This window comes from Pseudarthrobacter sp. MOO14 (assembly GCF_058267675.1).
Genome location: NZ_CM177849.1, coordinates 2,849,786 through 2,875,086, shown reverse-complemented (window position 1 = coordinate 2,875,086; position 25,301 = coordinate 2,849,786). Strand labels below are relative to the sequence as shown.

The 25,301-nt window shown below is 67.5% G+C and carries 25 protein-coding genes; 12 read left to right on the top strand and 13 right to left on the bottom strand.

Features of this window, described 5'->3' with window-relative positions:
• Positions 1-7: 7 nt before the first annotated feature.
• Genes AC4EEV_RS13455 through AC4EEV_RS13440 form a run of 4 tightly spaced genes read right to left on the bottom strand, consistent with a single transcriptional unit; the run spans position 8 to position 5,388 of the window.
• Positions 8-1,855, bottom strand: a complete 1,848-nt coding sequence (locus AC4EEV_RS13455; RefSeq protein WP_109863635.1) for an IucA/IucC family protein — start codon at positions 1,853-1,855, stop codon at positions 8-10.
• Positions 1,845-2,438 (bottom strand): GNAT family N-acetyltransferase, encoded by a 594-nt coding sequence (locus AC4EEV_RS13450; protein WP_491329189.1) that lies wholly within the window; start codon positions 2,436-2,438, stop codon positions 1,845-1,847. The genes AC4EEV_RS13455 and AC4EEV_RS13450 overlap by 11 nt, the downstream gene beginning before the upstream one ends.
• Complete coding sequence (locus AC4EEV_RS13445) at positions 2,435-3,775, bottom strand: lysine N(6)-hydroxylase/L-ornithine N(5)-oxygenase family protein (protein ID WP_491329188.1); 1,341 nt, start codon at positions 3,773-3,775, stop codon at positions 2,435-2,437. Before AC4EEV_RS13445 ends, AC4EEV_RS13450 begins: the two co-directional genes overlap by 4 nt.
• Entirely contained in the window at positions 3,772-5,388 is a 1,617-nt protein-coding gene (locus AC4EEV_RS13440) for a pyridoxal phosphate-dependent decarboxylase family protein (RefSeq protein ID WP_491329187.1), read from the bottom strand. Before AC4EEV_RS13440 ends, AC4EEV_RS13445 begins: the two co-directional genes overlap by 4 nt.
• A 359-nt stretch (positions 5,389-5,747) precedes the next feature.
• Between AC4EEV_RS13440 and AC4EEV_RS13435 the strand changes: the two genes are divergently transcribed.
• The gene (locus AC4EEV_RS13435) at positions 5,748-6,071 is read left to right on the top strand and encodes a hypothetical protein (RefSeq protein ID WP_018763725.1); all 324 of its coding nucleotides are present in this window, start codon (positions 5,748-5,750) and stop codon (positions 6,069-6,071) included.
• Between the two features lie 82 nt (positions 6,072-6,153).
• Here AC4EEV_RS13435 and AC4EEV_RS13430 read toward each other — a convergent pair whose 3' ends face one another.
• From AC4EEV_RS13430 to AC4EEV_RS13400, 7 genes are all read right to left on the bottom strand, one after another.
• Positions 6,154-6,483, bottom strand: a complete 330-nt coding sequence (locus tag AC4EEV_RS13430; protein ID WP_018763726.1) for a GNAT family N-acetyltransferase — start codon at positions 6,481-6,483, stop codon at positions 6,154-6,156.
• Positions 6,484-6,498: 15 nt separating this feature from the next.
• Positions 6,499-7,866, bottom strand: a complete 1,368-nt coding sequence (locus tag AC4EEV_RS13425; protein ID WP_018763727.1) for an acyltransferase family protein — start codon at positions 7,864-7,866, stop codon at positions 6,499-6,501.
• Positions 7,867-7,951: 85 nt separating this feature from the next.
• Positions 7,952-8,350 carry a DUF1304 domain-containing protein gene (locus AC4EEV_RS13420; protein ID WP_018763728.1) on the bottom strand — a complete coding sequence of 133 codons (399 nt, stop codon included), beginning with the start codon at positions 8,348-8,350 and terminating at the stop codon, positions 7,952-7,954.
• A 36-nt stretch (positions 8,351-8,386) separates the two neighbouring features.
• Entirely contained in the window at positions 8,387-9,238 is an 852-nt protein-coding gene (locus AC4EEV_RS13415) for a class II fructose-bisphosphate aldolase (protein WP_491329186.1), read from the bottom strand.
• Positions 9,238-10,704 (bottom strand): GntP family transporter, encoded by a 1,467-nt coding sequence (locus AC4EEV_RS13410; protein WP_018763730.1) that lies wholly within the window; start codon positions 10,702-10,704, stop codon positions 9,238-9,240. Before AC4EEV_RS13410 ends, AC4EEV_RS13415 begins: the two co-directional genes overlap by 1 nt.
• A gap of 154 nt (positions 10,705-10,858) precedes the next feature.
• Positions 10,859-11,758, bottom strand: a complete 900-nt coding sequence (locus AC4EEV_RS13405) for an NAD(P)-dependent oxidoreductase (RefSeq protein ID WP_018763731.1) — start codon at positions 11,756-11,758, stop codon at positions 10,859-10,861.
• Between the two features lie 30 nt (positions 11,759-11,788).
• On the bottom strand, positions 11,789-13,288 hold the full coding sequence (locus AC4EEV_RS13400) for a four-carbon acid sugar kinase family protein (RefSeq protein WP_109863641.1): 1,500 nt from the start codon (positions 13,286-13,288) through the stop codon (positions 11,789-11,791).
• Between the two features lie 172 nt (positions 13,289-13,460).
• Between AC4EEV_RS13400 and AC4EEV_RS13395 the strand changes: the two genes are divergently transcribed.
• Both AC4EEV_RS13395 and AC4EEV_RS13390 read left to right on the top strand, forming a co-directional pair.
• Entirely contained in the window at positions 13,461-14,165 is a 705-nt protein-coding gene (locus AC4EEV_RS13395; protein WP_285318598.1) for a FadR/GntR family transcriptional regulator, read from the top strand.
• 114 nt (positions 14,166-14,279) lie between these two features.
• Entirely contained in the window at positions 14,280-14,492 is a 213-nt protein-coding gene (locus AC4EEV_RS13390; protein ID WP_018763734.1) for a dodecin, read from the top strand.
• Positions 14,493-14,575: 83 nt separating this feature from the next.
• On the opposite strand, the gene AC4EEV_RS13385 is transcribed toward AC4EEV_RS13390, so the two are convergent.
• Entirely contained in the window at positions 14,576-14,782 is a 207-nt protein-coding gene (locus AC4EEV_RS13385) for a hypothetical protein (protein WP_018763735.1), read from the bottom strand.
• A gap of 149 nt (positions 14,783-14,931) precedes the next feature.
• A complete protein-coding gene (locus tag AC4EEV_RS13380; RefSeq protein ID WP_109863642.1) occupies positions 14,932-15,846 on the bottom strand; it encodes a helix-turn-helix domain-containing protein in 915 nt (304 codons plus the stop codon).
• A 197-nt stretch (positions 15,847-16,043) separates the two neighbouring features.
• Here AC4EEV_RS13380 and AC4EEV_RS13375 point away from each other — a divergent pair, with 197 nt between their 5' ends.
• The 9 genes from AC4EEV_RS13375 (at position 16,044) to AC4EEV_RS13335 (ending at position 25,258) form a co-directional block, all read left to right on the top strand.
• The gene (locus tag AC4EEV_RS13375; RefSeq protein ID WP_491329185.1) at positions 16,044-16,865 is read left to right on the top strand and encodes an aldo/keto reductase; all 822 of its coding nucleotides are present in this window, start codon (positions 16,044-16,046) and stop codon (positions 16,863-16,865) included.
• 55 nt (positions 16,866-16,920) lie between these two features.
• On the top strand, positions 16,921-17,892 hold the full coding sequence (locus AC4EEV_RS13370) for an aldo/keto reductase (protein WP_491329184.1): 972 nt from the start codon (positions 16,921-16,923) through the stop codon (positions 17,890-17,892).
• A complete protein-coding gene (locus AC4EEV_RS13365; RefSeq protein ID WP_491329183.1) occupies positions 17,886-18,908 on the top strand; it encodes an NAD-dependent epimerase/dehydratase family protein in 1,023 nt (340 codons plus the stop codon). Before AC4EEV_RS13370 ends, AC4EEV_RS13365 begins: the two co-directional genes overlap by 7 nt.
• Positions 18,909-18,989: 81 nt before the next feature.
• Positions 18,990-19,706, top strand: coding sequence for a TetR/AcrR family transcriptional regulator (locus AC4EEV_RS13360; RefSeq protein WP_018763740.1), 717 nt, complete (start codon positions 18,990-18,992; stop codon positions 19,704-19,706).
• Positions 19,707-19,832: 126 nt separating this feature from the next.
• Positions 19,833-21,089 (top strand): acyl-CoA dehydrogenase family protein, encoded by a 1,257-nt coding sequence (locus tag AC4EEV_RS13355; RefSeq protein ID WP_491329182.1) that lies wholly within the window; start codon positions 19,833-19,835, stop codon positions 21,087-21,089.
• Between the two features lie 48 nt (positions 21,090-21,137).
• The gene (locus AC4EEV_RS13350; protein WP_018763742.1) at positions 21,138-22,334 is read left to right on the top strand and encodes an acetyl-CoA C-acetyltransferase; all 1,197 of its coding nucleotides are present in this window, start codon (positions 21,138-21,140) and stop codon (positions 22,332-22,334) included.
• Between the two features lie 40 nt (positions 22,335-22,374).
• The gene (locus AC4EEV_RS13345) at positions 22,375-23,931 is read left to right on the top strand and encodes a long-chain-fatty-acid--CoA ligase (RefSeq protein WP_491329181.1); all 1,557 of its coding nucleotides are present in this window, start codon (positions 22,375-22,377) and stop codon (positions 23,929-23,931) included.
• Positions 23,932-24,030: 99 nt separating this feature from the next.
• Positions 24,031-24,864 (top strand): aldo/keto reductase, encoded by an 834-nt coding sequence (locus AC4EEV_RS13340; protein WP_491329180.1) that lies wholly within the window; start codon positions 24,031-24,033, stop codon positions 24,862-24,864.
• 130 nt (positions 24,865-24,994) lie between these two features.
• On the top strand, positions 24,995-25,258 hold the full coding sequence (locus AC4EEV_RS13335; protein WP_018763745.1) for a GlsB/YeaQ/YmgE family stress response membrane protein: 264 nt from the start codon (positions 24,995-24,997) through the stop codon (positions 25,256-25,258).
• The last annotated feature ends 43 nt before the right edge of the window (positions 25,259-25,301 follow it).

Below are 25,301 nucleotides of genomic sequence, written 5' to 3'. Positions count from 1 at the left end.
GCCGGTACTACACCCCTGCGAACCGGGCCAGCGGGTTGGCCAGGCGTCCGGCCAGCTGCAGGCCGCCGGAGGGATCGGAGAGGTCCAGCATGTGCTGGTTGTTGCGCAGCTGCAGCCGGTTGAGGCAGGACAGTGGAAAGTCCGGGGCGAACAGGTTGTGTCTTGCGAACTGGTCCGCAAGCTCTGGATGCTCCGCCTGGTAGTCCCGGATGGCTGCGGCTGCGGTGCGCCAGAACTCCTCTTGGGGCAGGGTGCCGTCCTCGTCCAGCAGGGCCGCGAGGAAGCGGAAGATGCAGTCGAAGACGTCGGTGAAGATCGCCAATACCTTCTCCCCGTCAGGAATCGCGGCCTTGATCCTTGCGGCTTCGGCGGGCACCTCCAGCCGGTCCCCCATCACGACGATTTCCTCGGCGATGTCCTTCATGACGGCCCGCACGGGCACGCCGTTTTCCAGGACCAGGATGACGTTTTCGCCGTGCGGCATGAACGCCAGCTCATAGCGGCAGAGGCAGTGCACCAGGGGAACCAGGTAGGCCTCGAAGTACCGGCGGAGCCATGTGGCGGGCGCCAGTCCGGAACGTTCGATCAGTGCGGCGGCCATCGGCTTTCCTGCCGCATCCACATGCAGGAGCGACGCCATGGTGGCCAGCTGCCCGCCGTCGCGCAGCAGCGGCAGCGGACTTTCCCGCCACAGGGCGGACAGCATCTTCCGGTACGGTGAGCCTTCCGCGGAGCCGGCCTCGTAATGCGGGTTGTGGTAACCGACGGCGGCCACCTCGCCGATCATGGTGAACCCGCGGCGCTGCAGTGCCGGGTCTGAGCCGATTAGGTCCCGCAGCCAGTCGTTGATGGCGGGCGTCGCCTTCATGTACTGCGGGGAGAGTCCGCGCATGAAGCCCATGTTCAGCACGGACAGGGCGGTCTTGACGTAGTGCTTGGCGGGGGCGCCGGTGTTGAAGAACGTCCTGATCGACTGCTGCGCCTGGTATTGATCGGTTCCCCTGCCCAGGTGGACGATGCGTTGCCGGGCGATCTCCGCCGCGAACGTACCCGTGAGCTTGTTCTGCCACTGCCAGGGATGCACCGGCATGAGGAAGTACTGCTCCGGCTCGAGTCCCTGTTCCGCCAGCACGGCGTGGAAAGTGTCCAGCAGCGGCCCCAGTTCGGCGGCCAGGTGTGTCCGGTAGTCCAGCCCGGCAGCCGCGGTGAAGACGGCGCAGCTGCGGTGCACGGCGATCCATTCCAGGCGCACGGCGGCACCGGTTTCGGGAGCGAAGGCGTGGTAATCGCCGATGCCGAAGCCCAGCCGGCCGTTGTTGGCCACGAAGCAGGGGTGGCCTTCGGACATGCTGCGTTCGATGGCCTGGAAATCGGCGGCAGCGTCCGCGCCGCGGGTTATTCCGGCCGCCAGTTCCGCCGAGTCCGGCCTGCGGTCCGCCAGTTTGTAGGCGTGTCCGGCCAGCGTGCTGCTGATTTCTTCCAGGTAGACCGGAAGCATGGAGATGGTGATGCCGAGGGTCGTGTGGAAGGCCGTGATGAACTCCATGGCCTCCAGCGGCGCCTCGGCGCCCTCGTGGAGATGCCGGATTGAACCGGCGTCGATGGACCAGTGGTCCAGGTCCAGGATCCGCGCGTCGAAACGGTACTCGCGGGTTCCGTCGTCGCTGACCACCCGATAGCTGGCGGCGTGGTCCATCTCCTGAAGGCGCTCAGGCGCAAGGATCCGTTCGTGCGAGAACTCGGCGAGCGCCTTGCGGAGCAGATGCCGGTTGGCTGCCTCCCAGCGGTGCGGGCTGAGGTGGGAAACGTCGGACGGGAAGGCAGCGGCCGGGGCGGGGTAGAGGTCAGTGGTCACAGTGGTGCTCCATTGCGGTCGAGGTGGCGGGCAAGCGGATTGGGGCGGTGAGAAGGTTCAAAGCCCGGGCAGCCAGGTAGTCCTCCCGGCTGCAAAAGCTCAGGAGCGCGTCCTTGTCCGGGAGGGCCACCACCCCCTCGGGGCGGAAGCCGAGCCGGTTATTGAGGGCGTGGATCCGGGTATTCCGGACGTCGGGTTCCACCACGATCCGGTCCACCCCGGGTTTGGCGAACAGCCGGGCCAGCACGGCATCCATGACGGCCGTGGTGAACCCGGCCACAGGAGCGTCCGACGGCGGGGCCACCAGCAGGTGCATGCCGGCGTCACCGGGCCGGACCGGGTAGGCCGTGGCCAGCGGTGAGGACGCGGGCAGGTACTCCTCAACGAGGAAGGCCGGAATGCCGTCGTCGAGCCCCAGCAGGGCGTGGTGGTGTCCGCTCGCCTGGATGGCGGCGTACTCCTTTTCGACGTCGTCAACGCCGGAGGCCAGCATTCCCCAAAAGGAGGCGTAGGGCCGCGTGACCCAGCTGTGCAGGAGCGGGGCGTCGGCCGCGGGGTCGACGCAGCGGAACGTGAATCTCATGCGGGCACCTCCGCCGTGATGCTCTCCGGTGCGCCGAACTGTTGGAACGCGATGCTGCGTTCCACCGGATAGACCTCCCGGCCGCTAATTGCCCGGAGGATGCACGAGTTGCGGTAGGCACCCATGCCCAGGTCCGGGGCGGCGAATCCGTGGGTGTGCAGCTCGGCGTTCTGGACGAAGATCTCTCCGGGTTCCACGCCGGTGCTGTAGTTGCGGTCCACCGCAAAACGGCCCCCGCTGTCCCGGGCAATCCTGTCCCGGATTCCCGCGAGGAACTCCGGTTCCCGGTAGGTGTAGCCGGTGGCGAAAACCACGGCGTCGCTGTCCAGGGTGTAGGCGGTGCCCTGCTCGTCGTGGTGCAGGCGCAGGGTGTGGGTTCCGGCGGCGGCGTCCCACGCGGCGGCTGTGAGCGTGGAATGGGTCAGCAGCCGCGTGTCCACCATCCCGGCGAGGCTCCGGGTGTAGAGGAGGTCGTAGATTGCGTCGATCAGGTCCGCGTTGATGCCCTTGTAGAGGTTCTTCTGCGTCTTGTTGAGGTGGTCGCGGCGGTGCGGCGGGAGGCCATGGAAGTAGTCCACGTACTCGGGCGAGGTCATCTCGAGGGTCAGTTTGGTGTACTCCAGGGGAAAGAACCGGCCGGAACGGGTCACCCAGTCCAGCCGGTACCCGTAGGCGTCCGCGTCCGTGAGCAGGTCATAGTAGATCTCCGCCGCACTCTGCCCGCTGCCCACGATGGTGATGCTGCGGCGCTGCTGCAGGTCCGCCTTCCGGGCCAGGTAGTCGGCATTGTGGAAGGCCATGCCCCCGCGGCCTGCGGCGGCCTCGGCCATGATGCCATGGCCGGCTTCCGGTACGTAGGGGCTGGTGCCGGTGCCCAGCACCAGCCGGCGGGCGGAAAGTACCTCCGTGCCGCCGGGGCCGGAGACGGCCAGCCGGTACACGCCGTCGTCGTACGCCGCATCCAGCACGGTTGTGCCAAAACGTACCGAAGGCAACTGCCCGGCCACCCACTGGCAGTACTGGTTGTATTCGGCTCGCAGCGGGTAGAAGTCCTCGCGGATGTAGAACCGGTACAGCCGGCCGGTCTGCTTGAGGAAGTTCAGGAACGAGTAGGGCGAGGTGGGGTCCGCCATGGTCACCAGGTCCGCCAGGAAAGGGACCTGCAGGTGGGCCGGCTCCAGCATCATGCCGGGGTGCCACTCGAAGGATTCGCGCTGGTCGAGGAAGATGCCGGCCAGGCCCTCGACGGGCTCAGCCAGGGCGGCGAGGCCAAGGTTGAAGGGGCCGACGCCGATGGCTGCGAAGTCATGGACGTGGCCGGTTGCGGGGGTGGTCATGCGGCCGCACCGTCCTGCAGGAGGTCCGCGCCGGTGCGGCGCAGGAGGTCGATGATGCCGGCGATGTCCTCCAGGGTGGCTTCGGCATTGAGGAGGGTGAACTTCAGGTAGTGGCGGCCACCCACCGTGGTCCCGGCAACCACCGCCCGCCCGGACGCGAAGACGGCGGCGCGCACGGCAGGATTGAGCGCGTCGGCGGCGTCCTCACTGAGCCGCGCTCCCCCGTCCAGCCGCGGGCGGTAGCGGAACACCAGGGTGCTGAGCTGCGGCGGTGCCGCGATTTCGAAGTCGTCGTCTGCCTCCAGGAGCAATCCGACGCGCCCCGCGAGGTCGATGGCTTCGTCGAACAGCGCGCCGATGGCGTCCGCCCCCATGATCCGCAGCGTGAGCCACAGTTTCAGGGCGTCGAAGCGGCGGGTGGTCTGGAGGCTCTTGTCCACCTGGTTGGGAATGTCCGCAAGGGCAGCACTTTCCGGGTTCAGGTAGTCGGCGTGGAAGGTGACGTGCCGCAGCATGGCCCGGTCGCGGACCAGAAGCGCGCTGGAGCTGACGGGCTGGAAGAAGGTCTTGTGGAAATCCACGGTGACCGAGTCCGCGGACCGGGTCCCGTCCAGGAGGTGCCGGTACCGGCCGGAGACCATGAGGCCGCCGCCGTAGGCGGCGTCCACGTGGAGCCAGGCGCCGGAGGCGCGGGCAAGGGCAGCGAGGTCTGCGAGCGGGTCCACCGCGCCAAAGTCGGTGGTCCCGGCGGTGGCCACCACCGCCATCGGGACCAGGCCGGCCCGGTTGGCGTCGGCCAGGGCATCGGCCAGGGCATCGGGGTCCATCCGGCGGTCCGGCGTGCAGGGGACGCTGATGACGGCGTCGAATCCGAGGCCGAGCAGGGCGGCCGACTTTTGGATGCTGAAGTGGCTGTCCCCGGAGGTGAAGATCCGGAGTTTATCCAGCAGCGCCGGCAGGCGGAGGCCGCTGCGGGCCGGGTCCTGGCGGAGGCCTGCCACGGCCTGGTTGCGGGCGATCAGCAGCGCCTGCAGGTTGGACTGGCTGCCGCCGGAGGTGAAGATACCGTCAGCGGCGGCGCCCAGGTGCAGCCGTTGCGCGGTCCAGTCGATGAGGCGCCGCTCGATCATGGTGGCCCCCGCGCTTTGGTCCCAGGTGTCCAGCGAGGAGTTGACGGCGGAAAGGACGGCCTCGCCCACCAGTGCCGGGATCACCACCGGGCAGTTGAGGTGCGCCGCGTATTTGGGGTCATGGAAATAGACGGCGTCGCGCAGGTAGACGTCCTCGAGCTCCTCCAGTGCCGCAGCGGTGTCCCGCAGCGGCACGTCCAGGTCAACCGCCCCCACCCGGGCCTCCAGCGCTGACGGTTCGACGCCGGTAAAGGGCCGGGTGGTCCGCTCCAGCTTGGTGGCCACGGCAGTGACACCCTGCAGGACCTGCGCCACGTACCGGGCTGAATTCCTGGCATTGAGGAGGTGGTTGCTGGCCCCGAACGCCAGTTCCAGCCGCGAGGCAAAGTCCTGGCCGGCGGAAGCGGCTGGCGGGCCCTGTGGTGAGGCGGTGGCGGGAAGCGGTGTTTCCACGTGCGGAGCAGGGTGGGGCATCAGGGGCATGGGTTTCCTTTGCTGGGCATTGCCGGAGTGGCAATGGTCGTAGCAGGCAGGGCTGGAGCCGAACACCCCTGCCCTGCCTTCTTGTAAGGTAAGCCTTACTTAGGTAACCCTTTTAATCAAACTTTTGTGATGTATTTCGTGTTAAACCGCGGATTCGGCGTTCCGGAGCACCGGCAGGTCCCCGCGACGCTACGCTTGGGGTCAAGCGGGCACTGGGGATTGCGGGCCATCACCAGATGCCGGAACTTGTGCATCAATTAGTAAGCATGCTTTTCTTATGGGGTAGATGAACCTCCGCAAGCAGTTCGCGGCGGGACTGCCGGCTATGGCGGTTCCGTGAAAGAAGCCCAAGGAAGAACATGATGACCACCGCAATGGATGAGCAGCTGATGGCGTTTGGGGAGCGCCGCGAACCGGCTGAGCAGTTTCCGGCCGCCACGGTACCTGTCGATGCAGGACTGCTGGTGACCCTCAATTCGCGCATGCACTGCCGCACGCCGATGCAGCTTGTCGATCACGGGGAACTTCCGGTCCGGCAGCCCGTTTACGTTGACGGAACCTCCGTGGTGGCACTGCGGCCGGAGGCGGCCGAAACCGTCACCACCTACCGCTGTGCCTGCGGCTTCACCATCGACGACCCCGGGACCGCCTGGGCGGTCAGCGATTCGGCCCTGGCCAGCTGACCCTGCTCCGAGCGCGGGCGCCGGCCCGCGGCCAGCGAATGTGATCGGCGGATGCAATCAGCGTGCGGGGCCGGCGGGCGGGTCAGCGCTCGGGCCAGTCCACGAACTGTTCGTAGCCCTCGTGCTTGCGGAGGTAGCTGGACATAAACGGGCAGTGCGGGATGATGCGTTTGCCGGTGGCCACCACGTCATCCAGGGCAAAATGCGCCAGCACCTTGCCCAGCCCTTGCCCCTCGAAGTCCTGGCCCGTTTCGGTATGGGTGAAGTCGATATGTCCCGGCAGGTCGTGGAAGAAGGCCTGGACAGCGAGCCTGCCGTCCACCAGGAGTTCGTACCGGTGGTCCGCGTCGTTGCGCCGCAGGGTGACGTTGGGGGTGAACTTATCCTCTGTGGACATGGTGTTCTCGGTCATGGTTTGACACTGGCACTACTTCACCCCGCTGGCAATGCCCCTTCGGCCGCGCCTCCGGCGGGAGGTGGTCCGGGCCGCCGGCCCGCGCGCCGGCCGTCGCGGGGGCCTGGTCCCGGCCAATGGCCGGCGCCGCAGCGGAAACCCGCCCAGCAGGAGGATCGCCGCGGAAAAGCACAAGGTGCCGGCAGCCAGCAGCCCCAGTGACAACCCGTTGAGGGCGGCGTCCGCCGCGGGAAGGAAGACCACGACGACGGCGGCCGCAGCCAAGGCGGGCCGGCTGCGGTAGGCGTGTGGCGCCGTTACCCGGTCCTCAAGGCGGCCGAAGGCGGCAGCGACGGGGAGCAGCAGGACGACCAGGGCCAGGACCACCACGGGCCGCGACCACCACCACGCGGCGGTGCCGGCGCCGGGCTTGGGGAACGGCACCAGGAGCAGCAGCCCTGACATCGCGCCCAGCAGCGGCAGGTGCCACAAGTACACCGTCAGGGACCGGCTGCCCGCCACGCCCACGAGGCGGCCAATCCAGCGGACCTCGGCGAGCGACGCGAGGACCGGCCGCGCCAGCTCCATCGCGGCCAGCTGGGAAACGCCCAACAGGACCAGGGTGAGGTTGGGTGGATTGAGGTTCACCAGCATGTTGCCGGTGTACAGGCCCAGCCCCGTCACCACACCCAACGCAAGGTTTGCTGCCAACGCGATGGCCAGCAGGCCCGAACGGGAAAGCCGGGACGTCCAGCCGTCGGCCGCCAGGAAGCCCAGTTGCTGCACTGCGCACCACACGAACACCAGGTTCGCGTAGGCCAGGTTCGGCAGCGCCCCCCGGAGGCAATCCACGGCAACCACCAGGCCGAGGAGCAGGCCCAGCGCCAGCCAGGGGGAACGCGCATGGAGCGCCGCCAGGACCGGAATGTTCAACTGCGCCGCGAGGTAGGCGGCCAGGAACCACAGCGGCATGCCGGCGCCGGTGGCCATGAGCTGGACCACTTGAGGGTCCACCCCGAGGGCACGGGCCAACAACAGTCCCAGGACCATCGCCGCAAGCAGCGCGGTGGCCGGACGGACCAGGCGCAGCAGCCGTGCACGGATGAACTGGGCCGCCGTCCCGCCCCGCGCCTTCATCCGGCGCCAGGACTGCAGGCCGGTCACACCCCCGGTAACGAAGAACAGGGGCATGACCATGAAGATCCAGATGACGGGGACAAACCAGTCCTGGTCGCCAAGGGTGTTCTCCGTTGTCACGGTCCCGTCCGGGTGCAGGACCGGACTGACCATCATGGAATGGCCCACCACCACCAATGCCAGGCAGACGAAGCGGACAAGGTCGATCGCCGGATCACGGGCTGCCGTGTCCGCGTGGTCTTGGTTCCCCTGACCCCGCCGCACCGCGTGGCCTTACAGCGTTCCGACCCTGTTCACAGCACCATTCTGCGCCTGTTGCCGGTGGTGTAGAAGAGGCAGGGGTGCCGGGCTAGAGCACAGCCACCAGGCCCAGGACGACGGCGAGCAGCGGCGTTGCGCCCTGGGTGGCCGCCGCGCGGAGGTACTTGCGGCCGCTGAGGGCCAGGACCACGGCCGCCAGGAGCATGGAGCCGCAGCTTGAAAACACCAGGGTCCAGCCCGCCACGTGCTGCGCCGGACCGGCCCCGAACACCACCAGGCCGATTCCGACCAGGGCACCCACTGCCAGGAACAGGTTGTAGAACCCCTGGTTGTACGCCAGCGGCCTGGTGATCTCTGCATGGTCCTGGGATCCGATGCTGAAGCGTTTCCACGTGGCGGGCCGGGTCCAGGTCACGGATTCCATGGTGAAGATGAAAACGTGCAGCGCCGCGGCGAGGAAGGCAAAAAAGAGGGAGGCCAGGATCATGGCTTGATCCTAGCCTCCCCCGGAGTGGGGTCTTTCCTACCGTGCCAGCGTGGCCAGCGTGGCGGTGGCGAACTCCTTGGCCGAGTGGTTCCACCGGGCCAGCAGGCCCTGCAGGTTTTCGCCGTCCGCACGATGGGCGGGCAGCTGGTCCTGGAGGGTGGCCAGCACGCCGGTCCGCAGCTCGGTGTTGAAGTTGACCTTGCCTACGTTCATGGCCGCGGCTTTCACCAGTTCCCCGGCGGGGATGCCGGAAGCGCCGTGCAGCACCAGCGGAATGTGGATTCGGGCCGCAATGTCCTGGAGCACGTCCCAGCGCAGCCTCGGCTCGCCCTTGTACTTGCCGTGGACATTGCCCACGGCCACGGCAAGCAGTTCCGCGCCGGTACGGGACACGAAGTCCTCCACCTGCGCCGAGTCGGTCAGGCCTGCAACGTCGGCGCCGGACTGGTCTGCACCGAAGGCGCGGTCCTCGTCGCCGGCCAGGCCGCCAAGTTCCGCTTCGAGCACGACGTCCGGGCCCAGCAGGGCGCGGGCCGACTTGACCAGGGCAATGTTGTCCTCGTAGGGAAGGGATGAACCGTCGGCGAGGACCGAATCCGCCCCTGCCGCGACGGCGTCGGCCATCACCTTGAGGTCGCTGGCGTGGTCAAGCTGCACGGCAACCGGAACCGCGGCCGCGTCGGCCAGGGTGCGGAGCGCCGCTATGAGCCTGAGCCCGTTCGCGGTAGCCGCGGTCTTGGGTGCCACCAGCAGGATGGCACCACGTCCTGATTCCTCTGCGGCGCCCACCACGGCCAGCGCGGTGGTGAAGTCGTAGCAGGTGAAGGCCGGCACGGCGGAACCCTGCTGCAGGGCGGTGGTGACCAGGTGGTCCAGTCGGGTACGCATCAGACGCCCAGGCCTCCCACCAGGATCCAGGCCACGAAGGTCAGCGCGAAGCCGGCCAGGCCCAGGATGGTAGTCAGGACGGTCCAGGTCTTCAGGCCGTCCGAGACGGTCAGGCCGTAGTAGCGCACCACCACCCAGAAGCCGGCGTCCGTGACGTGGGAGAGGCCCAAGGCGCCGAAGCCGATGGCGATCACGATCACCGCGATCTGGGCCGGGCTGTAGCCGCCGCCGCTGACCGCTGCGGAGAGCAGGCCGGTGGTGGTCACGATGGCCACGGTGGCCGAACCCTGGGCGGCACGCAGTGCGAGGGAAATGATGAAGCCGAGCAGCAGCAGCGGCACGCCGAGCGTGTCCAGGGTCTTGGAGAGCGCCCCGCCGATGCCCGAGACCTGCAGGACGTTGCCGAAGACGCCGCCGGCAGCCACCACCATCAGGATGGAGGCGATGGGAGGCAGGGCGCCTTCGAAGATTTCACCGGTCTCCTTGAAGGACCAGCCGCGGCGGACCGCGAGCAGGAAGAAGGACAGCGCCACGGCCACCAGCAGGGCCAGGAACGGGTTGCCGATGAAGGCTGCCAGGCCGTAGAGGGGATCGCTCTTGGGGAGGATGAGGGTGCCGGCGGTACCCAGGAGGATCTGCACGATCGGGGCGGCGATCAGGAAAATGATCAGGCCCGGGCGAGGGGGTGCGATGGCGGCGGCACCGGGGCCGTCGTGGCCCACCTTGACCAGTGAGTCGGAACCGAACTCCTCCACCTGGGTCTTCACGGCCGGCAGCAGCTCGTAGTCCTTGCGGTTCATGATGGACGCCACCCAGTAGGACAGGAAGCCGAGCGGAATGCAGATGAGCAGTGAGATCAGGGCGATCAGCCCGATGTCGGCACCCAGCACGCCGGCGCCGGCAACGATCCCCGGGTGCGGCGGAACGGCCACGTGGATGGCGAGCATGATGCCGGCCATGGGCAGGCCGAACTTAACCGGGTGGACTTTGGCGATCTTGGCGAAGGCGTAGACGATGGGCACCAGCACGATGATGCCGACTTCGAAGAACACGGGGATGGCCACCAGGAAGCCGACGGCGGTCAGCGCCACGGCCACCCGGCGGGCGCCGAGTTTGCGGGTGAAGTGGTCGGCCAGCGACTGGACACCGCCGGAGACCTCGATCATGCGGCCCAGCACGGCGCCGAGCGCGATCAGGATGGCCACCTTGCCCATGGTGCTGCCCACGCCGCCGGACACCACGGTGAAGATGTCCTGCAGCGGGATCGTGGCGGCCACGGCAACCAGGATGCTGACGGTCAGCAGGGCCACGAACGCCTGGATCTTGAAGCGGATGATCATCACCAGCAGGATGGCGATGCCAACGGCGGCGATGGTGAGCAGCAGCGGGGTGCCCAGCTCCACGGCGGGCTTGATGGCCGGGGCATCGGCCGCCCGCTGTATCAGCGGGCTCATCAGGTGGTTCACGGGAAATGTCTCCTTTGACGTGCCGGTCCGGGGCAGACGGGCATCAGGTATCACGGCGGGGATGGAACGCTGCGGAACTAAGCCGCAACGCTGGGAGGTACGACGACGGCGGAGGGGGGACCGCCGTCGTCGTACCGTTCGGGGGGAGAGACGCTTACTTGGTCCTCTTGGCCGGGGCGACCACCTTGATGACGGCGGAGTCATCGGCCGCGGCGAGGCCCTGGGCCTGGCCCAGCAGGTAGAGCTGCTCGGCGGCGGCGGCAACGGGGGCTGCCAGCCCGGCCGCGCGGGTGGCTTTGCCCACGATGCCCATGTCCTTGACGAAGATGTCCAGGCGGGACAGGACCTCGGCGCCTTCCTCGTTGTAGGCCTCCAGGATGCGGGGGCCACGGTTGGAGAGCATGAAGGAACCGGCAGCGCCGGCTTCGAGGGCGGCGAGGGTCTTGGCCTGGTCCAGTCCCAGCGCGTCGGCCAGGGCCAGGGCCTCGGCGGCCGCGGCGATGTGGACGCCGCACAGGAGCTGGTTGACGGTCTTCAGGGCCTGGCCGTCGCCGGGGTTGTCACCCACCACGGTGAGCGTGGAGGCCAGCAGGTCCAGGGCGGGGGCGGCCTTTTCGCGGGCTTCGGGGGACGCGCCGACGACGATCAGCAGGTCGCCTTCGCCGGCGCGCTTGGGGCCGCCGGACAGCGGGGCGTCCACCAGGTCCACCCCGTATTCGGCCAGCTTGGCCACGGTGGCGGGGATGGCGTCGGTGCCCACCGTGCTGCCGAGGATGACGACGGCGCCCGGCTCCAGGACGGAGGCCACGCCGTTTTCGCCGAAGAGGACGTCGTTGAGCTGCTCGCCGTTGCGGACGGCCAGGAGGACGGCGTCCGCTCCCTTGGCGGCTTCGCGGGCGGTGGTGAAGGTGGCGATGCCGGCTTCTTCGGCGAGCTTGAGGCGGGGCTCGGCGATGTCGAAGCCGTGGACTGTGAGCTGGGAGGCCAGTCGGGTGGCCATGGGCAGGCCCATGGCGCCGAGGCCCAGGACGGTGATGGTGTAGTTGCTGGTCATGGTGTTCTCCGTTGAATTTGTTCGGAACTCTTAGAACTTGTTGCTGAGCTTGCGGGTGACCTGGGCCAGGGAGTCGTCGTCGCCCACGTTGCCGGCGAACACGATGTAGGGGATGCCCTTGGCGGGGCCGTCCACCGGTTCCCAGAGGCTGACGATGCCCGGGAGCATGGGGCCGCGGACAATGCCGTGCCGGATTTCCAGGCCGTGGGCGGCGACGTCGGAGGACGTGATCCCGCCCTTGGCGATGACGAACCGCGGCGGGAAGGTCTTCAGGGTCCGGTTGACCACGTCCACGACGGCGGCGGAGACGGTACGGGCGATCCGCAGGCTTTCGGCGGGGTCGTCCGTCTTGATCAGCAGGCGGCTGGTGTGGACGATCACGTCGCCGGCGTGTAGGGCCTCGACCACGGCGTCCACCGTGCGGTCCAGGTGCTCCTTGGCGTTGGGGTCGGCTGTTCCAGCTTCGGCGGCGAGGAGCTTCTCGACGTCGATCTCGATGATGCGCGCCGAGCTGTGTTCGGCGGTGAGGACGTTGAGCTGCCGTGTGGTCACGCCGACGTGCGAGCCCACCACGATCAGGCCGCCCGCCTCCGACGGGGTGTTGCCTGCGTAGGCCTCTTCGGAAGTCAGTGCGGCCCGGATCTCCTGGCCGATGCGGCCGCGGACGAACGGCGGGCCCACTCGGTACAGGAGCTTCTTGCCGCGGCGTTCTGCCTCTTCCAGTCCCAGCGCCAGGGCGCGGAAGTCATTCTCGGTGACGATGTCCGCCACGATGGGCGTGGAATCGGTGGCGGGCTCGATGGCGTCCGCGATCGCCTTGGCGGAGATAGCCGGGTCCTGGGCGGCGGCGCCGGCACGGATGATGTTCAGGTCCAGGACGATCACTGAGTCCGCCGGGAACCTGCCCTGGGATTTCTCGGCGACGTAGTCGGCCATGACGGAGGTGCTGAAGCCGAAGGACGCATCCTTGGCGAATTCGGTCTCGGAGACGGGGACCACGGTGCCCTTCGCGTCACCGGTGCCGCGCATGTAGTGGACGCCGCCGATGGTGAGCCGGCCGGCGTCTGGGAATGCGGGGACCAGGACCACGCCGTCGGTCGTCTCGCCGCTGACCCCGGCAACGGTGGCCGCGATGACGTCAGGCTCCAGGGGGTAGTGGCCGCGGAGGGTGGAGTCGCTGCGGCTGACGAATCCCAGCCGCAGGGAGTCGGGCGATCCTGCCGCCGCGAGGGCGTTGCGGACCACTTCCTCATTGCGGGCAGCCGCTTCGGCGGGGTCGAGGGACCGGGTGTTGGTGAGGACGTAGACCGCGGGCTTTCCCTGCGCAAAAGCCCAGCTGAAGTCCTCTACGTCCCACCTGGTGAGCACGGGGAGGTCTGCCACGGACTGGGTGCCGGTGGGGTCGTCGTCGAGCACCACCAGGACGCGGGGAACCTCTGCGTTGGAAGCGGCCAGGGAGCCGGCAACGAGCCCTGCGGGGATCTCGAGGTCAGCCGGATAGGCGGCCAGAAGGTCTGCTTCAAGCGTCACAGTGCACTCCATTGTGTAGCGATCCGGGACCCGGATACTGATGTAAGGGTAACTGTAAGATGTCTGACATCTTGCATTTGAATGTTAGTGTGGCACACGGCATAAAGACGCGCAAGTAGACTTGTCTGACATATCCGCCGGGCGTTGGCCGGAAGCAGGAAGCGGGGGAACCATGGCAAGGAAATCGCTGGTCGGCATCGTGGCCGATGAGCTGCTGGACCGCATCATCGAAGGCGAGTTTCCGCCCGGCGCCACGGTTCCGGGAGAGCTGGAACTCAGCGCCCGCCATGAAGTCAGCCGCATGACGGTCCGTGAGGCGATGAAGACGCTCCAGGCCCAGCAGATCCTCAGCGTCGAACGAGGGCGGGGGACGTTCGTCAACCCCCTGAGCCGGTGGACATCGCTGGAAGCGGTGCTGCGGGCGGCATCGGAGGGCAAGAACGACGCCGACGCCTCCATCCAGCTCATCGAGCTCCGCCGGATGCTGGAAACAGGAGCCTGCGAACTTGCCGCCGGACGCATCTCGGAGGAGGACATTGCCTCCTTGTTCGCCTACGTCTCGGCCATGAAGGCCGCCAACAGCATCAACGACGTCGCAGCGTTCGTAGAGGCCGATCTCGGCTTCCACGAAGTCATCCTGCGCGCCTCGGGGAACGTCTTCGTCTCCGTCCTGTTCGAGCCGCTGCACCGCGTCCTGGAAAAGCGCCGTGCCGAGACGTCGGCGGTACCGGCCATCCAGGAACACGCCATCGGACACCACCAGAACATCGCCGAGGCCCTTGAGTCCCGCGACCCGGCCCGCTCCCGCACCGCCATGGACGCCCACATGCAGCAGACCCTGGACGACCTGCGGAACCTGGTCCTGCCCGCCAAGTGAGCCCGCGGGCGGCCTGCATGAAGGGGGCCGGTCCTCTGGTCAACGCTCTCGCAGTGCCACTAGGCTTCAGGGACGGCCCGCAACCGGGAGCAACGATGATCACGAGGAGCGAAGTTGTCCAACCACACGTACAGCATTTCTGAAATTGTCGGCACCTCCACCGAAGGCGTGGACGACGCCGTCCGGAACGGGATCGCCAAAGCCTCCCAGACCCTCCGGAACCTCGACTGGTTCGAGGTGAAGGAGATCCGCGGCCACCTGGAGGAAGGCAAGGTCGCGGACTGGCAGGTGACCATCAAACTCGGCTTCCGGCTGGAAGATCACTGAGCACTCCAGCCTTAACGCCGGGAGGTCGTGAAGCGATGGCTTCACGACCTCCCGATTTAAGCTTGGTGCCCCGGGCTCGTGCCTTAGTTGGCTGTTCCCGGGCTGCGGCGCCGCCAGACCGTTGGAACGCCGTCGAACGCGGGGAAAACCTGGCCTTCGAAGAAGGACAGGACGGTGCGGGAATCGGAGTCCGGGCTCCACAGTCCGGAGGCCGGGCAGTGCGAACCTGTGGCTGTGGACGTGGCGCCGGCGGAAGCCTGGCGTTCCTTCAGCAGTGCGATGCGTTTCATCGTTGAGACCATCCTGGGGTGGTAAGAACCGGGCGGGGAAGCTTGTTCTTCAACCCTAGGAAACAGCCGGCCGAAGCCCAATGGGCGGCTGGCCAGAATCGGCGCCATTCGCTGGACGAATGTACAGTTACGGTACCGAGCCGCGGCGCTTAATCCGCCGGCCCGCCGTCGGCCACCGTGGCTGCGTCCCGCAGCGCGCCTGCATCTCCCGCACCGGGAGCACTGGGGGCACCCAGGCTGCCAAGCAGGGCCAATGCGTCCGACGACGGCGAACCCGGACGGGCGGAATACACCCGCAGCATCTGGTCGGGATCCTCCGGCAGGACCAGGTTCTCGAAGTTCAATTCCAGGTCGCCCACCGCCGGATGGTGCAGCCGGACAGTGCCCGCCGCCCTCGTGGCCACCCGGTGCCCGGCCCACCACTGGCGGAAATGCTCGCTGTTCACGGCCAACTCCCCCACCAGGTGGTTGGCCTGCGGATCGTTGGGATGCCGGCCCACGTCGAGCCGAAGGGATCCGGCGGCTTCGGCAGCCACCGTCTTCCAGTCCCTGAAAAGCTCCCGCGCCGCTGGATCAAGGATGGTCCAGCGGGTGAGGTTCCGCTCCGCCGCCGGCAGCGCCGGAAAATCGGCGAACAGCAGGAACGCCATCCGGTTGCCGGCCAGGACATCGCTGCGCCGGCCCAGCACCAGGGCGGGCACCTCCCCCACCGCGTCGAGGAGCTGGCGCAGCGCGGGCCGGACGCCCTGCGCTGCGGCCGTACCGGCCTCGCGCGGACCACCGGCACAGTTCTCCAGCAGGTCCAGCATGTGCGCGTGCTCGCTGCTGTCCAGCCGCAGCGCCCTCGCGACGGCGTCCAGGACGGTGCGTGAGGGGTGGATGTTGCGCCCCTGCTCCAGCCGGACGTAGTAGTCGGTACTGACCCCGGCCAGCCGCGCCACTTCCTCCCGCCGCAGCCCCGGAACCCTGCGGGCACCGGTGCTGGGACCCGTTCCGGCAACCTCCGGACTCAGCCGGGACCGCATGGCTTTGAGGAATTTTCCGAACTCGGCGCTTTGACCCATGCAGACCATTCTGCCCGGGAAGGGTGCCCCGCTCCACCCAAAAGGTAGGACTGGGAATCCTAGGAAAAACAGGAACAGCCTTCTCTGCTGACTTGTCGGGCAAAAGTGCATAGGCTCAGGAGTGAGCCAGCGGAAACCGCTTTCTTCGTCGAGCAGCCGGCACCGATCCACATCACCATCGTCCTAGGAGCACACCCATGTCAGAGCTGACACTCAACAAGGGCGTCACCATCCCGCAACTTGGCTTCGGCGTTTTCCAGGTTCCGCCGGAAGACACCCAGCGCACCGTCGAGGACGCCCTCGAGGCCGGCTACCGCCACATCGATACCGCCGCCGCCTACCGCAACGAGGCCGGAGTGGGTGCGGCGCTTGCCGCCACCGGCATCGCCCGCGACGAGATCTTCGTAACCACCAAGCTGCGCAACGGCGAGCAGGGCCGCGCGCAGGAGGCGTTCCAAAACAGCCGCAAAGCACTGGGCCTGGACTTCATCGACCTCTACCTCATCCACTGGCCGGTGCCCTCACAGGGTTTGTTCGTCCAGGCGTGGAAGGAGATGGAGCGGTTGTACCAGAACAAGGAAATCCGCGCGATCGGGGTCTCGAACTTCTTGTCCGACCACCTGGACACCCTGCTTGAGTCCGCCGAAACCGTCCCCGCCGTCAACCAGATCGAACTGCACCCCAGCTACCAGCAGGCGGACCTCGCCGCAAAGTGCCGGGACCTGGGCATCGCCGTGGAGGCGTACAGCCCGCTGGGCCAGGGCGGGGACCTGAACGGAAACGCCGTCACCGCGATTGCCAGCGCCCACGAGGCCACCACCGCCCAAGTGGTACTCGCCTGGCACCTGGCCCAGGGAAACATCGTCATCCCCAAGTCGGCCAACCCCGGCCGGATCCGGGAAAACTTCGCGGCATCATCGCTCACGCTCTCCGCCGACGAACTGGCCGCCATCACGGCGCTTGAGTCCGGTGCCCGCATCGGGTCCGATCCCGCCGTCGCGGCCTTCACCCAGATGTAGGTTTCGACAAGCCCGACCACCTGGCCGACAAGCTCCACCACCGAAAGGAATTTCCGTGCAGTACACCCACCTGGGCCGCTCCGGCCTGAAAGTTTCCCGCCTCTGCCTTGGCACCATGAACTTCGGGCCGCAGACGGAGGAAGCGGACGCCCACAGCATCATGGACTCCGCCCACGCGTCCGGCGTCAACTTCTTCGACACCGCCAACGTCTACGGCGGGGCAGACCACCGCGGCTGGACCGAGGAAATCATTGGGCGCTGGTTCGCCAAGGGCGGCGAGCGCCGCGAGCACACCGTCCTGGCCACCAAGCTCTACGGCACCATGACGGACCGGCCCAACGAGTCCAAGCTCTCGGCACTGAACATCCGCAGGGCCCTGGATGCGAGCCTCAAGCGGCTGCAGACGGACTACATCGATGTGTACCAGTTCCACCACATCGACCGTGACACACCGTGGGACGAGATCTGGCAGGCCATCGAAGTGGCGGTGCAGCAGGGAAAGATCCTGTACTCCGGCAGCAGCAACTTCGCCGGCTGGCACATCGCCCAGGCCCAGGAAGCGGCGCGGCGCCGGAATTACACCGGGCTGGTCAGCGAACAGTCCATCTACAACCTGTTCATGCGGCAGGTGGAGCTGGAAGTCATCCCGGCGGCCCAGCAGTACGGCCTGGGCCTGATCCCCTGGTCACCGCTGCAGGGCGGCTTGCTGGGCGGCGTGCTGAAGAAGGAGCGGCAGGGCGTGCGGCGTACCGAAGGCCGCGCCGCCGAGACGCTGAAGAAGCATGAAGACCAGATCCGCCAGTACGAGGACTTCGCCGACGAACTGGGGCACGAACCGGGCGACGTCGCACTGGCGTGGCTGCTGCACCAGCCCGCCGTGACCGCCCCGATCGTGGGCCCGCGCACGCAGGAACAACTGGATGCCGCCATCCGCGCCCTGGACGTCACACTCGACGCAGACGCGCTCAAGCGGCTTGACGACATCTTCCCCGGCCACCGCACGGCACCGGAAGACTACGCGTGGTAACTCCCCTGGCTGCCGGCACGGTGGCGCCACGGAACCTCCTCTTCATCGGCGGCACCGGGGTGATCAGCGCGGCGGCGGCCGAACACGCCGTCGCGCTCGGCCACCGGCTGACCATCCTGAACCGGGGCCAATCCACCAGGCCGGTTCCGGACGGTGCTGAAGTGCTGCACGCGGACGTCCGGGATGCGGCCGCGGTCCGTGAGGTGCTGGGCGGCAGGGAGTTCGACGCCGTGGCGGACTTCATCGCCTATACCCCGGACCAGGCGCAAACCAGCATGGATCTGTTCCGGGACCGGGCGGGCCAGTACGTCTTCATCAGCTCCGCCTCCGCCTACCAGAAGCCGCCCACCAGGCTGCCCATCCTGGAGTCCACGCCGTTGAAGAACCCCTTCTGGCAGTACTCCCGGGACAAGATCGCGTGCGAGGAGCTGTTGTTCCGGGCCTACCGGGAAGAGGACTTTCCGCTGACCGTGGTCCGGCCGTCGCACACCTACGACCGCACCAAAATCGCCATGGTGGGCGGCTGGACGGACATCCACCGGATGCGGAGCGGGCTTCCGGTCATGGTGCATGGCGATGGCACGTCACTCTGGACGCTGACGCACAGCAAAGACTTCGCGAAGGCGTTTGTTGGCCTGCTCGGAAGGCCCCAGGCGGTGGGTGAAAGCTACACCATCACCTCCGACGAATACCTGCCGTGGAACCAGATCTACCGGCTGTTCGCCCGGGCGGCCGGCGTCCGTGAACCCGAACTGGTGCACGTGGCATCCCAGACCATCGCCGCGCACGACCAGGAACTGGGGTCAAACCTGCTGGGCGACCGGTCCCACTCGGTGGTCTTCGACAACACCAAGGTCAAATCCTTGGTCCCGGACTACACCGCCACCATCCCGTTTGCGGACGGAGCCCGGGAAATTGTCCAGTGGTACGACGCCCACCCGGAGCTGCAGCAGGTCAACGAGGCCTACATGCAGCTTTCGGACAAGCTCACCGGCTGGGCCCGGCAAGGCGCCTGATCCGTACCTGCCGGCGTGGCCGGCCTGCCGCACCATCCCGCGGCAGGCCGGCCACAGTGCCGCTGTGCTAGATTTCGGCGCATGACCCCACCCCCTCCCAGCCATCCTGCCGACGGGCCTGTCGCCGCCGCCATCGAACTCCTGGCAAAGCAGGGTTTCGATGCAACGTCTGTTGAGGAACTCGCGGAGGCCTCGGGCATGAGCCGCAGCACGTTCTTCCGGAGGTTCGGATCCAAGGAGGATGTGGTCTTCGCTGACCACGAGCGCATCCTGCAGCAGGTGAACACCCGGCTGGCGGACTCACGGCTGGAGCCACTGGCCGCCGTCGCGGACGCCGCGCTCCTGGTGTTCGACCACCACTTGCGGAACCGCGCAACGTCCCTGGCCCGGTACGGGCTCCTGCAGGCGGTGCCGGCCCTCCGGGACCGGGAACTGGTCACCTCCCACCGCTATGAACGGGCATTCCTGCGGTACCTCAACGACACCCTGCCCAGGGACGGCCGCCGCGAGTACGCGGCCGTTGCCTTCGCCGCAGCCGTGGTGGCCGTGCACAACGCCTTCCTGCGGCAGTGGCTTCGCGCGCCCTTCGCGGCCGGGGAATCCGGGCAGCCTGACAGGTCGGCAGCCCTCGCCCGTGAACTCGCGGCCCTGGCCGAAACGTTCCGGCCAACCCTCCTCGGTCCCGGCGCCCCTGTTGACGCCACGGAGCAAAGGGCGGCCACCGTCGTCGTCACCGTGCTCGCCGGCCCGGCAGACAAGGATGCCATCGCCCGGGCGGTCCGCGATGCGTTGCCCTGACGCCCAGCCGCATCTGGTACGGAGTTTCTTGACGTGGAACTGCGTTTCAGTGCATTCTTGGTCGGTGCGGCGTGAGCCACATCACCCGGGTGGCCCGCAGCCGCCGCTGAACCAGAGGATGCAGACATGACGACGACGTCGCCCAGCCCAGCACCCACCGTCACCGGCGGTGCGCCGGACTTCCCGGCCGGGACGGTGGAACCCGAGTACCTTCTCACCGAGGCCCTCGGCACCGATCCCGCCTCCGTCTTCGCCGGCATCAGCGCCGAGGACCGGAAGTACTGGGACCGCGCCCGCTGCTTCGTCCAGGAGGAAGTCCTCCCCGTCATTGACGGCTACTGGGAGCGCGGCGAGTACCCGCTCCACCTCCTCCACCGCCTCGGCGAACTGGACCTGCTCCGCGACGGCACCGCCGTGGACGGCTTCGAACCGATGAGCAGCATGGCCGCCGGACTGGTGAACATGGAAATCAGCCGCGGGGACGGATCCGTGGCCACCATGATCGCGGTCCAGGGCGGCCTCGCCCTGCGGTCCGTCGCCGAGTGCGGATCCGAGGCGCAGAAGGAACGCTGGCTGCCCGCGATCGCCCGCGGAACCGAGTACGCAGCCTTTGCCCTCACAGAGCCCACCCATGGATCCGACTCCGTAGCCCTGGAAACCACGGCAACCCGCACTGACGGCGGATTCCTGCTCAATGGCGAAAAGAAGTGGATCGGCAACGGCTCCATCGGCGGGGTCAGCGTTGTCTGGGCGCGCGGCGACGATGGCCAGGTGCACGGCTACCTGGTCCCCCAGGATTCCCCCGGCTACGCCGCCACCAGGATCGAGGGCAAGCTGGCCCTTCGCGCCATCTGGCAGGCCCACATCCGGCTGGAGAACGTCTTCGTCCCCGAAAGCAACGTCCTGCCGGGCGCACGCACGTTCAAGGACACCGCCCGCGTCCTGTTGGCGACCCGGCTCGGCGTGGCCTGGTCCGCCGTCGGGCATGCCACGGCCTGCTACGAGACAGCCGTCCAGTACGCCAAGCAGCGCAAGCAGTTCGGCCGGCCGCTGGCCGCGTCCCAGATCATCCAGGAGCGCCTGGCGCGGATGCTCAGCGAACTGGCCACCATGCAGCTCATGGTGGTGCAGATGACCCGGCTCGACGAAGCCGGAACGCTGACCCCGGAGCAGGCCTCGCTGGTCAAGTACACCTGCACCCGGACGGCCCGCGGGATCGCCTCCAATGCCCGCGACATGTTGGGCGGCAACGGCATCCTGCTGGCCAACCGGGTGGCCCGGCACCTGGCCGATATCGAAGCGATCCATACCTACGAAGGCACCGAAACCGTGCAGGCCCTGATCATCGGCCGCGCCATCACGGGTGTCTCCGCCTTCGCCTGACCCTTACCGGCTGACTTTGGCCGCCCCATCGTCCCGAAAGGACTGTTCTTGAACCAGAACGCCAACATCCCCGTCATCCTCGGCGGCGCCCGGACACCTTTTGGCAGGTTCCGCGGCGGCCTCACCCCCTTCTCCTCGAGCGAGCTGGGCGCCCACGCGATCCGGGCGGCGCTGGAACGGACGGGCGTGGCCCCGGAACTCATCGGAGCCGTCATCGTGGGGCAGGTCATCCAGGCCGGGGCCGGCCAGGGCCCGGCGCGGCAGGCCAGCCTGGCCGCCGGCATCGGCTGGGACGTTCCCACCATCACCATCAACAAGCTCTGCCTGTCCGGCCTGACGGCAGTCATTGATGCCGCCCGGATGATCCGCACCGGCGAAGCCGACTTCATTGTCGCCGCCGGCCAGGAGTCCATGACCAATGCGCCGCACCTGGTCCCCGGGCTGCGCGCCGGCGTCGTCATCGGCGATGCCCCCATGCTGGACTCCCTGAACCATGACGGGCTCCAGGATCCGGTGAGCGGCAAACTGATGGGCGAGGCAACTGACGCCGGAAATGTTGAGCGCGGGATCACCCGTGCCGAGCAGGACGCCGTGGCCGCCCGCTCGCACCAGCGTGCCGAAGCGGCGCGCGCTTCCGGTGCCCTGGCAGAGGAAATCGCGCCGATCCAGGTACCGCAGCGCAAGGGCCCCGCCGTGACCCTTGAGCACGACGAGGGCATCCGGCCGGACACCACGGCCGAATCGCTGGCGCAGCTCCGGCCTGCCTTCTCAAAGGATGCCGCAGCCACCATCACCGCCGGCTCGGCGTCGCCCCTGTCCGACGGCGCGGCGGCGCTGGTGATTGCCAGCAAGGCCGCCGCCATCGCCGCGGGGCTGGAATGGATCGCCGAGATCGGCGCACACGGCCAGACTGCAGGCCCGGACGGATCGCTGCACTCCCAGCCCGCCCGGGCCATCGAGCGTGCCCTCAAGGTCGAGGGCCTCAGCACGCAGGACCTCGACCTGGTGGAAATCAACGAGGCCTTCGCCTCGGTCCTGATCCAGTCCGCGAACGATCTTGGCATCGACGCCGAAACGGTCAACGCCGAGGGCGGGGCGATTGCCCTGGGCCACCCCGTCGGCGCCTCGGGCGCCCGCCTGGTGCTGCACCAGGCATTGGCGCTGAAACGGCGTGGCGGCGGCACCGGCGTCGTAGCCCTCTGCGGGGGCGGCGGCCAAGGCGACGCCCTCATCCTCAAAGCCTGACCCTCCCACCAGCGAGTCCCTCCCACCAAGGAAGCAGGCCATGACCAACACCAGCACCGCCGACGGTTTTGCCACCATCTCCGTCGCCGCCATCCTGGCCGAATCGGCACACCGGACCCCGGACAGCATTGCCCTCGTCGTCGGTGAGGACCAGGTCAGCTACCGGGACCTGTGGAGCCAGACCCGCGCCTACGCCGGAGCGTTGCGGGCCCGCGGCATAGGTACGGGAGACGCCGTCGCCGTCCTGATTCCCAACGTTCCGGACTTCGCGCGGGTTTACTACGCCATCCTGTCCCTGGGCGCCATCGTGGTCCCCGTGCACGCCTTGCTCAAGGCCCGTGAGATCGAATATGTCCTGCAGGACAGCGGGGCCGGGCTGCTGATCTGCGCTGCCCCGCTCCTGGCCGAGGGTGCGGCGGGTGCTGCCGCCAGCGGAGTGGACGTGGTGACGGTGTTGGCACCGGACGACGACGGGTTCCCCCGGCTGGAGACGGAGGCCGCCGCCGCCGACCCCATCCGGACCTATGAACCCTGCCGCCCCTCGGACACGGCCACCATCCTTTACACCTCGGGCACCACGGGCAAACCGAAAGGGGCGCTGGGCACGCACTTCGCCCTGGTGGAACAGACCAGCGTCCTGCTCACCAGCGTGATGGACTTCCGGCCCGGCGACGTCCTGTTCGGTGGACTGCCCCTGTTCCACACCTTTGGCCAGACCGTTGTCCTCAACACGGGACTCCGCGCCGGCGCCACGATCGTCCTGATGCCGCGATTCACCGGCGCAGACGCCCTGCAGCTGCTGGTAAAGCACGACGTGAACATCTTCCTCGGCGTGCCCACCATGTACGTGGCTCTCCTGGAAGCCGCCAAGTCAGCGCCTGAACGGCCGGCGGCCTTGCGGTACGGCATCTCCGGCGGGGCCTCCCTTCCGCTGGCCGTGATGGACCGGTTCCGCGACGTCTTTGGGGTGGAAATCCATGAAGGCTACGGCCTCACCGAGACCTCCCCGGTGGCCGCCTTCAACCACGTGGGCACCCCTTCCCGGCCGGGAACCATCGGGGTCCCGATCTGGGGCGTGGATATCGAGATCGCCCGTCCCGAGACGGTGGAAAGCATCGAACTGCTGCCCAACGGGGAACTGGGCGAGCTCGTGATCCGCGGACACCTGCTGATGAAGGGCTACCTCAACCGCCCGGAGGCAACGGCAGAAGCCGTGGTGGACGGCTGGTTCCGCAGCGGCGACCTTGGGACAAAGGACGACGACGGCTACCTCACCATCGTGGACCGCAAGAAGGACATGATCATCCGCAACGGATACAACGTCTATCCCCGGGAGGTGGAGGAAGTCCTGCTGACCCACCCGGCCGTGGTCAGCGCCGCCGTTTACGGAATTCCGGACGAGATGCATGGGCAGGAGATCGCGGCCGCAATCGTACTGGACCCGGGAGCCGCCGTCACCGAATCCGAGCTGGTCGAGTTCGCCAGCACCCGGCTGGCGGCCTATAAGTACCCGCGGGTGGTCAGGATCCTCTCCGAACTGCCCCTCGGACCAAGTGGAAAGATCCTCAAGCGGAAACTGGCCGGGGACGCCGGCTAAGCCCGCGGGACCGGCACACCGGAGGACAAACCCCAAAGCTTCCCCCGAAACCTCATGGACGAAGGCACCGCCGCGGCCGATTCAGGGCAGACTGATGCCATGACACTTGCACCGCTCATCCCCCTCAATGACGGCAACAGCATTCCCCAAATGGGCCTTGGCACCTGGCCGCTGGACGACGACCAGGTGGCTGCCGCCGTCGTAGAAGCCGTGGAAGCCGGGTACCGGCACATCGATACCGCCGTGAAGTACGGCAACGAACGCGGCGTGGGCAACGGCATCCGGGCGAGCGGACTGGACCGCAGCGAGCTCTTCATCGCCACCAAGCTCGACGGTGAGTTCCAGGGCCACGACCGCGCCGTCTCAGGGCTGGAAGACTCGCTGAAACGCCTGGGCCTGGAGTACGTTGACCTTCTGCTGATCCATTGGCCCCTCCCGGGCAGGGACCAATATATTTCCACCTGGCAGACGTTCGAGCGGCTGCAGGCGGAGGGGAAGGCCAGGTCCATTGGGGTGTCCAACTTCAAGCCGTCGCACCTGGAGCGCCTGATGGCGGAGACGGACGTGGTGCCCGCGGTCAACCAGGTCCAGCTCAGCCCCGCAATTACCCGGACCGCTGAGCGCGAATTCCATGCCAGGCACGGGATCGTCACGGAATCCTACAGCCCATTGGGCGGATCCGGAGCCGGTTTGCTGGGTGCCCCCATTCTGGCGCAACTGGCGGAAAAACACGGGAAAACACCCGGCCAGCTGGTCCTGCGATGGCACATACAAAACGGATTGGTAACGATTCCCAAGACCTCTTCCCCGGAGCGGATGCGGGAGAATCTGGACGTGTTCGATTTCGCCCTGGATCCGCAGGATCTAGCGGAACTTTCGGTATTGGACGAGGGTCCCGGCGCCGGCAACGATTCCGACAAAACCGGGCATTAAGAACAGCCTGGACAGCACTTTTCCAGAAAACAGGTTGGCAAATAGATAGTAAGCATGATTACTATTGAGCCAGAAGGATGAAGTGCCTCCGGGACCCGGAGGCCTCCTCTACCTAGGAAGAGAGCAACAAATGGGATTTATTGCATTTCTGATTCTCGGACTTATCGCTGGTGCGATCGCTAAGGCGATCCTCCCGGGCAGGCAGGGTGGCGGCTGGGTCGTCACGCTGATCCTGGGCGTTGTTGGCGCGCTCCTCGGCGGCTGGCTGGGCGGAATGATCTTCGGCAGTGGACTGCAGGAGTTCTTCTCCATCCAGACGTGGCTGCTGGCGATCGTCGGCTCGCTGATCGTCCTTGCCATCTACGGCATGGTCACTCGGCGCAGCGCCCGCTAACAGCTCGGGCAAGCCAGGAAGCCGGCTTGGGGACACCCTCCCC